The 8,679-nt window shown below is 52.1% G+C and carries 7 protein-coding genes and 1 riboswitch; of the genes, 1 reads left to right on the top strand and 6 read right to left on the bottom strand.

Annotated features, from left to right (window positions below; genetic code table 11):
• The 6 genes from ABWP27_RS10840 to gcl form a co-directional block, all read right to left on the bottom strand.
• Positions 1–824 (bottom strand): phosphomethylpyrimidine synthase ThiC (locus tag ABWP27_RS10840; protein WP_353156552.1); only part of this gene is annotated, 824 nt, incomplete at its 3' end.
• A 110-nt stretch (positions 825–934) separates the two neighbouring features.
• Positions 935–1,042, bottom strand: a riboswitch (TPP riboswitch).
• 193 nt (positions 1,043–1,235) lie between these two features.
• The gene (gene pyk / locus ABWP27_RS10835; RefSeq protein WP_353156550.1) at positions 1,236–2,651 is read right to left on the bottom strand and encodes a pyruvate kinase; all 1,416 of its coding nucleotides are present in this window, start codon (positions 2,649–2,651) and stop codon (positions 1,236–1,238) included.
• 76 nt (positions 2,652–2,727) lie between these two features.
• Positions 2,728–3,993, bottom strand: coding sequence for a glycerate kinase type-2 family protein (locus ABWP27_RS10830; protein ID WP_353156547.1), 1,266 nt, complete (start codon positions 3,991–3,993; stop codon positions 2,728–2,730).
• 158 nt (positions 3,994–4,151) lie between these two features.
• Positions 4,152–5,039: a 2-hydroxy-3-oxopropionate reductase gene (gene glxR, locus ABWP27_RS10825; protein ID WP_353156545.1), complete on the bottom strand. Its 888-nt coding sequence runs from the start codon at positions 5,037–5,039 to the stop codon at positions 4,152–4,154.
• A 101-nt stretch (positions 5,040–5,140) separates the two neighbouring features.
• On the bottom strand, positions 5,141–5,920 hold the full coding sequence (gene hyi, locus ABWP27_RS10820) for a hydroxypyruvate isomerase (protein ID WP_012078245.1): 780 nt from the start codon (positions 5,918–5,920) through the stop codon (positions 5,141–5,143).
• 1 nt (position 5,921) lies between these two features.
• Positions 5,922–7,670 (bottom strand): glyoxylate carboligase, encoded by a 1,749-nt coding sequence (gene gcl / locus ABWP27_RS10815; protein ID WP_353156543.1) that lies wholly within the window; start codon positions 7,668–7,670, stop codon positions 5,922–5,924.
• A gap of 107 nt (positions 7,671–7,777) precedes the next feature.
• Between gcl and ABWP27_RS10810 the strand changes: the two genes are divergently transcribed.
• On the top strand, positions 7,778–8,679 hold a 902-nt coding region (locus ABWP27_RS10810; protein WP_353156542.1), incomplete at its 3' end, for a LysR family transcriptional regulator.

Here is an 8,679-nt window from a genome sequence, read left to right as displayed (position 1 = left end):
GTCGACAGATCCATCACGTTATCGCCGCCCCAGCGTATCGCCCAGGTCATTTTTTCGACTTCTTCACCTATCGAAGATGTGACTGCAGAGTTGCCGATGTTGGCGTTGATCTTCACGAGAAAATTACGGCCGATGATCATCGGTTCGATTTCCGGATGATTGATGTTGGCTGGAATGATTGCGCGGCCGCGGGCGATTTCGCTGCGTACGAATTCAGCAGTGATCTCTTGCGGGATCGCCGCGCCGAACGATTGGCCTGGATGTTGACGACCCATCAGCTCGGCGAGTTTTTCACCCTTAGGTCCGGATTGTTTCAGCTCTTCCAGATACGCGCGACGGTTCATGTTTTCGCGTATCGCAACGTATTCCATTTCCGGCGTGATGATGCCCTGACGTGCGTAATGCATCTGCGACACGTTTTTGCCTGCAAGTGCGCGACGCGGTTTGCGATGCAGGTTGAAACGCAACTCTGCGAGCTTGGGATCGTTCAGACGTTCGATACCATATTCCGATGTTGGGCCGGCCAGTTCTTCTGTGTCCTTGCGCTCCAGTATCCACGGCATGCGCGGCGTATCGAGGCCGGAACGGATATCGATCTTCGCCTCAGGATCGGTGTACGGGCCGGACGTATCGTAGACATAGATCGCAGGATTTTTTTCAAAACCAAACGATGCTGCGGTATCGGATTGCGTGATCTTGCGCATAGGCACGCGAATATCAGGACGCGAACCTTGAATATAAACTTTGGTGGAATTTGGTAATGGTTGAATCGCTGCTTCATCTACCGTGGCGGTAGCGGACAGAAATTTCGGATTGGCACTCATTTTGGCTCCTTGGCTAACTACAGTGGCTTGGAGCCAGCTAAGGAGGTTTCGGGAACATGTATCGTTTCAACTTGAGCATCGATAAATACAATTCGAATGCTGGATGCGATACACGTTCTCGGTAGCTTCCCTTCGCTGGCATTATCCAGATCAGGTTCAAGGGTTTTTCTCACCCGGCAAATGCGGAACGCATCTGCCTAGGACCCCTAGCTTCGTACTTCTACAACAGGTCAATCAAACTACGACTCGTAGTCTATGTCATAAAACGGCTATGTCAATTGACCCATGTCAGATTTTTACATCTGACATGAATGAGTTATTGCAACTCAACAACTCATTCATGTCAGTTCTGAAAAACGGCAGACATACCGTCTCTCAGAAACTGTTTTACATCGAAATGCTTGCTTTAGATTACTTCACTGTTGCGATGTGCAACAGATTGGTTGTACCGGATTCACCGAATGGCAAGCCAGCCGAGATCGCGATGTATTCGCCTTTTTTGGCGAAACCTTCACGCACAGCTGCCGTCACTGCTTCGCTGACCATTTCGTCAACCGAATGCACGTCTTTACCGACGATCGAGTGAATGCCCCAAACCCATGCCAGACGACGCGCGGTTTTGAGTTCCGGCGTGATGCTGAGGATGGATGTGTTAGGACGAACACGTGCAGCACTCATGCTGGTGCTACCGGACTTGGTGTAAGTCACGGTGCATGCCGCGTTGAGCGATGTGGTTGTGTCGAGCAAGGCGATGCAGATCGCATCTTCCGGTGTTGCACGTGGCGCAACTTGCTGCGCATCCAGCAGGTTGCGGTAAACCGGATCGGATTCCACTTCCTTGATGATGGAATCCATCATTTGCACCGCACGAACCGGATTTTTACCACTGGCCGATTCAGCCGACAGCATGACAGCATCGGCACCTTCATAAATCGCAGTAGCGACGTCGGAAGCTTCTGCGCGGGTTGGCATTGGCGACTCGGTCATCGATTCCAGCATGTGCGTGGCAACGATGGTTGGACGGCCGTATTTACGAGACACACGAATGATTTCTTTCTGCGCGCGTGGCACTTGCGAGATCGGCAGTTCAACACCCAGATCGCCACGGGCAACCATGACGGAGTCGGATGCTTTGCAGATTGCATCGATGTCCAGCATCGCAGCCGGTTTTTCGATTTTCGATTGAATCAAGGCGCGATCGCCAATGATCTTGCGTGCATCTTCGATGTCGGAAACTTGCTGCACGAAAGACAGCGCAACCCAGTCCACGCCCAGCGACAATGCGAATTCCAGATCAACCAGATCTTTTGGTGTCATTGCCGGAATCGGCAGAATCGCGTCTGGTACGTTGACGCCTTTACGGTTCGAAATCTTGCCGCCGGTGGTCACGCGAGTGACGATGCGGTCACCCGAGTTGCTTTCGATCGAGACGCGAATTTTGCCGTCGTCGAACAGCAGATTCTGACCGGCTGCAACGGCAGCAAACAGCTCAGGATGCGGCAGGTATACGCGCGATGCATCGCCTGGTGTTTCATCGCGGTCGAGCACGAATTGTTCGCCTTCTTTCAGCATAGCGGAGTCGCCGGTGAACGTACCCAGACGGATCTTAGGGCCTTGCAAATCGGCGAGGATCGACACTGGACGGCCGTATTTTTTTTCCAGGTCACGCACGATGACGTGACGTGCGCGGTGATCTTCGTGCGAACCATGGCTGAAGTTGAAACGGAACATATCCACGCCAGCTTCGAACAAGGCAGAGATGGTTGCCACATCACCACTTGCTGGGCCCAGGGTAGCAACGATTTTTGCTTTACGATTACGTCTCATGACAGGTCTTCTTCTTAAATGAAAATTAAAAAAACAATACCGCTATGCGTGCAATCACCTCACAGCGGCGAATAAATTACAAAATCAGGATGGCACGGAAATCATTCACATTCGTGCGAGTCGGGCCACTAACTATCAAATCACCCACCGCACTGAAGAAACCATAACCGTCATTATTTTCCAGCATCGCTTTCGCGTTGTGACCTGCCGCGGCAGCACGTGCGATCGAATCCGGTTGATAGATCGCGCCCGCGTTATCTTCCGAACCGTCGATACCATCGGTATCACATGCCAGTGCGTAAATATCAGGAGCGCCATTCAAGGCAACGGCCAGGCTCAACAAGAATTCTGCATTGCGACCGCCACGGCCTTTGCCGCGCACGGTCACCGTGGTTTCTCCACCGGACAAGATAACGCAAGGTTTGGCAAATGGTTGACCATACTTCGCAACCTGTTTTGCCAATGCGGCGTGGACGGAACCGACATCGCGCGATTCACCTTCCAGGTCGTTCGACAAAATGTAAGGCGTGATACCGGCTGCACGTGCTTTTTCTGCAGCCGCTTCCAGCGCGTGTTGCGCGGTCGCGATCACGTGATGTTCGTTACGTACGAAGCGCGCATCACCTGGCTTCGGTGTTTCGCCTGCGCCGGATTCAAGATGTTGCAGGATGTTGTCCGGAATCTCGATCTTGTACTTTTTCAGGATTGCCAGTGATTCTGCGCAAGTGGTTGGATCAGGCAGCGTTGGACCGCTGGCGATCACGCCAGGATCATCACCAGGCACGTCGGAAATCAGCAGCGTCACGACGCGTGCTGGCGCACAAGCCAAACCAAGGCGGCCGCCTTTGATAGCTGAAAGGTGCTTGCGCACACAATTCATTTCAGAAATCGTTGCACCGCTTTTCAGCAGCGCCTTGTTCAAAGCCTGTTTTTGTTCCAGCGAGATGCCTTCACCCGGCAAGCTCAGCAGAGCCGAACCACCACCGGTAATCAGGCACAACACGAGGTCGTCTTCGGTCAAACCTTTGACCAGTTCGAGCATGCGACCTGCAGCCTGGCGACCTGCTTCATCCGGCACCGGATGCGCGGCTTCAACAACTTCGATTTGCTTGCAGTCGGCGCCATGGCCGTAACGCGTAACGATCAAACCTTCGACTTTGCCTGGCCATGTATCTTCAACTACCTTGGCCATTGCAGCGGCGCCTTTACCGGCACCAATCACCAACGTGCGACCTTTGACCGATTGCTTCGGCAGGTAGGCGGGCATGCACTTCTGTGCGCTCACGGCTTCTACCGCTGTTGCATACAGGTCGTTTAAAAACTGACGTGGGGCTATCGACATGTGGCGAGAATATTTCTAAGAATTGGGGGAGATGCGTATTAAATCTTGTGATGCAAACTATGCGACTCATTGCTTGATTCACTGCGCGTAAAAACCGCGAGAATCAAACCGGCATTGCAAACAAGCACAATGCCGGTTGAATTACTATCGAAACGAAATTACGCCTTGGCGATTTCGTGGTTCGACATGATTTCAATCGCGCGGCACAGTGCCGAGTGATCGAGACCACTCATGCCATTGGCTGCACATGCATTCATCAGCTCTTGGGTATTCGCTGTGTTCGGCAAGGAAACGCCCATTGCTTTTGCGCCTTGCAATGCAAGGTTCAAATCTTTCTGGTGCAGTTCGATACGGAAGCCTGGGTTGAAGGTACGTTTAACCATACGTTCACCGTGTACTTCCAGAATGCGCGAGTTGGCAAAGCCGCCCATCAGTGCCTGACGGACTTTCGCTGGATCTGCGCCTGCTTTCGAAGCGAACAACAATGCTTCGGAAACAGCCTGGATGTTCAGTGCAACGATGATCTGGTTAGCCACTTTAGTGGTTTGACCGTCGCCGTTACCGCCGACCAGAGTGATGTTTTTGCCCATCAACTCGAACAATGGTTTGACGGTTGCAAATGCTGCTTCCGAACCACCGATCATGATGGTCAACGAAGCTGCTTTCGCGCCAACTTCACCACCGGATACTGGTGCATCCAGGTATTCGCAACCCAGTGCATTGATTTTTTTAGCGAATTCTTTGGTAGCGATAGGCGAGATCGAGCTCATGTCGACCACGATTTTGCCTTTGGACAAACCGGCTGCAACGCCGTTGTCGCCGAACAAAACTGCATCAACGTGCGGGGTGTCTGGCACCATGGTGATGATGATGTCTGCATTTTTCGCGACTTCAGCGCCCGATGCGCAAACAGTTGCGCCGCCATCGACTAATTCTTGTGCCGGTGCTTTTTGATCATGCAAAAACAGTTGGTGACCACCCTTTTGCAGGTTCAGCGCCATTGGTGCGCCCATGATTCCCAAACCGATAAATCCAACTTTTGCCATGATTGACTCCTGATTTTGATTAAGTGTAATTGCTACGGACACCTGTAGAAATAATGAGCGGCCCATTTCGGACCGCTCATTATCGTATAAGGCGCGTTACATTATAGGCCGTGCGCAGCGCGCCAACCCAATCCCTCTACTGTACCTGCCTTAGGCTTGTACTCGCAACCGATCCAGCCCTTGTAGCCGATTTCATCCAGGAACTTGAACAGGAAGGTGTAGTTGATTTCACCTGTGCCTGGTTCAAAACGACCTGGATTATCTGCCAGCTGAAGATGAGGAATAACCGCGAGGTTGTTCTTCATCGTGTTCGCCAATTCACCTTCCATGCGTTGCATGTGATAGATGTCATATTGGAAGAACAGGTTGTCCGAACCGACCTTGGCAATGATGTCCAGAGTCTGTTTGGTGCCGGTCAGGAAGAAGCCAGGGATATCAAATGTGTTGATCGCTTCGATCAACAACGGGATACCTTCTGCTTTCAATTTGGCAGCTGCATATTTCAAGTTCGCAACCAGGGTCGCTTCTGCTTGTTCATGCGTTACGCCAGCAGGCACGATACCGGACAGGATGTTGACCTGTTTGGTGCCGAGCACTTTGACGTATTCAATTGCCTTGTCGACACCAGCCTTGAATTCTTCTACACGATCAGGATGGCAAGCGATACCGCGCTCACCACCAGCCCAGTTACCGGCTGGCAGATTGTGCAAAACCATTTCCAGGTTGTTCTCTTTCAATTTCGCTGCGACATCAGCCGCAGGGAAATCGTATGGGAACAAGAACTCAACGCCTTTGAAACCGTTTTTTGCAGCCTGTTCAAAGCGGTCCATGAATGGAACCTCATTGAACAGCATGGTCAGATTGGCAGCAAGTTTTGTCATCTTAAGCTTCCTTAACGTCGAGGATTTCTTCGAATTCGTTGATCGCGTTGATTTCGGTACCCATAGCGATGTTGGTCACGCGCTCGAGAATGATTTCAACAACGACTGGCACCTTGAATTCTTTGATCCACTCTTGTGCTTTACGCAGCGCAGGCTGGATATCGTCCGGGTTGTAGACGCGAATTGCTTTACAGCCAAGGCCTTCAGTCACTTTAACGTGATCAACACCGTACGAAGCGTTTTCGGTCGAGTTGATGTTGTCGAATGCCAGCGATACACAGTAGTCCATTGTGAACATACGTTGAGCTTGACGGATCAGGCCCAAGTACGAGTTGTTCACCAACACGTGGATGTATGGCAGGTTGAACTGCGCGCCGGCTGCCAATTCTTCGATCAGGAACTGGAAGTCGTAATCGCCTGTGATAGCAACGATTTCGCTGGTTGGGTCTGCAGCCCGGACACCCAGAGCAGCTGGAACAGTCCAGCCCAATGGACCTGCTTGACCGCAGTTGATCCAGTTACGTTCTTTGTACACGTGCAGGAATTGACCCGCAGCGATTTGCGACAAACCGATGTTCGAAACATAGCGCGCTGTTTTGCCGAACACGGTGTTCATTTCCTGGTACACGCGTTGTGGCTTGATCGGCGTTACGTCGAAATCCGTTTTACGCAACATCGTGCGTTTGCGCTGTTGGCACTCAGCCAGCCATGCATCACGGTTTTTCAGTTTGCCGGCAGCTTTCAATTCTTTCGCTACTTCAATCATCAATTTCAGTGCTGCGCCAGCGTCGGAAGTGATGCCGAGGTCTGGACCGAACACGCGACCGATTTGTGTCGGTTCGATGTCGATGTGAACGAATTTACGATCTTTGGTGAAGACGTCGATCGAACCGGTGAAACGGTTAGCCCAACGGTTACCGATACCGAACGCGAAGTCCGAAGCCAGCATCGTCGCGTTACCGTAACGGTGCGATGTTTGCAGACCAACCATACCGACCATCAGTGGATGATCGTCAGGTACTGTGCCCCAGCCCATCAGGGTTGGAACGACAGGAACGTTAACCAGCTCAGCAAATTCGAGCATCAACGGCGTTGCATTTGCATTGATCACGCCGCCGCCGGAAATCAGCAATGGGCGCTCTGCTTCGTTCAGCATCGCAATTGCGCGTTCGATCTGCTTGCGGCTTGCTGCTGGCTTGTAGACTGGCAATGGTTCGTACAGGTCTGGATCGAATTCGATTTCAGCAACCTGGACGTCAAATGGCAAATCGATCAGCACTGGACCTGGACGGCCGGAGCGCATGATGTGGAATGCTTGCTGGAATACTTGTGGAACCAATGCCGGTTCGCGAACCATCACCGACCATTTGGTCACTGGCTTCGAGATCGACTCGATATCAACAGCCTGGAAATCTTCTTTGTGCAAACGTGCACGTGGCGCTTGACCAGTGACACACAAGATTGGAATCGAATCGGCAATTGCCGAGTACAGACCGGTAATCATGTCTGTGCCGCCAGGGCCCGAGGTAGCGAGGGCAACACCGATATTGCCAGCTTTGGCGCGGGTGTAACCCTCAGCCATGTGGGTCGCGCCTTCTACGTGGCGTGCCAGAATGTGTTTGATCGTGCCTTGCTTTTGCATGGCGGAGTAAAACGGATTGATCGCTGCGCCTGGTACGCCGAAAGCTTGATCAATGCCCTCTTTCTGCATTACCCAAACCGCTGCTTGGGCTGCTGTCATCTTTGCCATTACATAATCTCCATTGAAATGAAAGTTTCCTACGCCGTATAGTAATTCTTATCCATTAAATTTAGAATAGAATAATTAATTAACCAATTAAATACTCCAGGTATCGAATGGATAAACTCAAACAGATCGAAGCATTTGTGATGGCGGTCGAGCATAGCAGCTTCGCGGCAGCAGCCCTAGCCCTGCAAGTCACGCCCGTTATGGTAGGCAGGCGCATTGATGCACTAGAGAAACGGCTCGGCGTCCGCTTACTGCATCGCTCCACCCGCCGTTTGGCCCTGACTGAAGAAGGTTCGGTCTATCTGGAACATTGCCGCAAGATGCTCAACGAGCTGGATCAAGCCGAAAGCACGCTCTCTGCCGGCCATAACAAAGTCAGCGGTCACTTGATCGTCTCCGCCCCGGCATCCTTTGGCCGCCAGCACGTTGCGCCCTATGCCCAGAACTTTCTCGAACAACATCCCGGCCTGAAAATGTCATTCAACCTGACCGACCGCGTGGTTGATCTGGTACAGGAAGGGTATGACATGGGTATCCGTATTGGCGGCAACATCGACCCGAATTTTGTTGCCATCAAACTTGCCGCCAACAAACGTGTCGTATGCGGCACGCGCGACTACTTCAAAAAACATGGCAAACCCAAAACACTGGACGACCTCGCTAAGCATAATTGCCTATCCTTCAATCTTCAAGGTGGACAACAGCGTGGCTGGTATTTTAATCACCGCGGCAAAACCGTCTCAGTACGCGCTCAGGGCAGCCTGGATTGCAACGATGGCGAACTGCTGCACCGCTGGATGACCGAAGGTCTGGGCATTGCCTGGCGCTCCGTCTGGGAAATCCAAAGCCAGCTGGAGAGCGGCTTGCTGGAAACGGTGCTCGACGATTACGCGATTCCTGAGTACGACATCATGGCTGTGTATCCGCAGCAGAGGAACGTCCCGGCCAAGGTGCGTTTGTTCATCTCACATTTAAAAGCCATGTACAACCAGCCAGGTTATTGGAGTAG

It is taken from the genome of Herminiimonas fonticola (genome assembly GCF_040395855.1).
Lineage (GTDB): Bacteria > Pseudomonadota > Gammaproteobacteria > Burkholderiales > Burkholderiaceae_D > Oxalicibacterium > Oxalicibacterium fonticola_A.
The sequence above is the reverse complement of the archived record's forward strand: the minus strand, read 5'-3'. Positions and strand labels throughout refer to the sequence as shown.

Excerpts from the sequence above, each read along its gene's own strand:
- pyk (WP_353156550.1), bottom strand. The coding sequence starts at position 2,651 with ATGAGACGTAATCGTAAAGCAAAAATCGTTGCTACCCTGGGCCCAGCA.
- ABWP27_RS10830 (WP_353156547.1), bottom strand. The coding sequence starts at position 3,993 with ATGTCGATAGCCCCACGTCAGTTTTTAAACGACCTGTATGCAACAGCG.
- glxR (WP_353156545.1), bottom strand. The coding sequence starts at position 5,039 with ATGGCAAAAGTTGGATTTATCGGTTTGGGAATCATGGGCGCACCAATG.
- hyi (WP_012078245.1), bottom strand. The coding sequence starts at position 5,920 with ATGACAAAACTTGCTGCCAATCTGACCATGCTGTTCAATGAGGTTCCA.
- gcl (WP_353156543.1), bottom strand. The coding sequence starts at position 7,670 with ATGGCAAAGATGACAGCAGCCCAAGCAGCGGTTTGGGTAATGCAGAAA.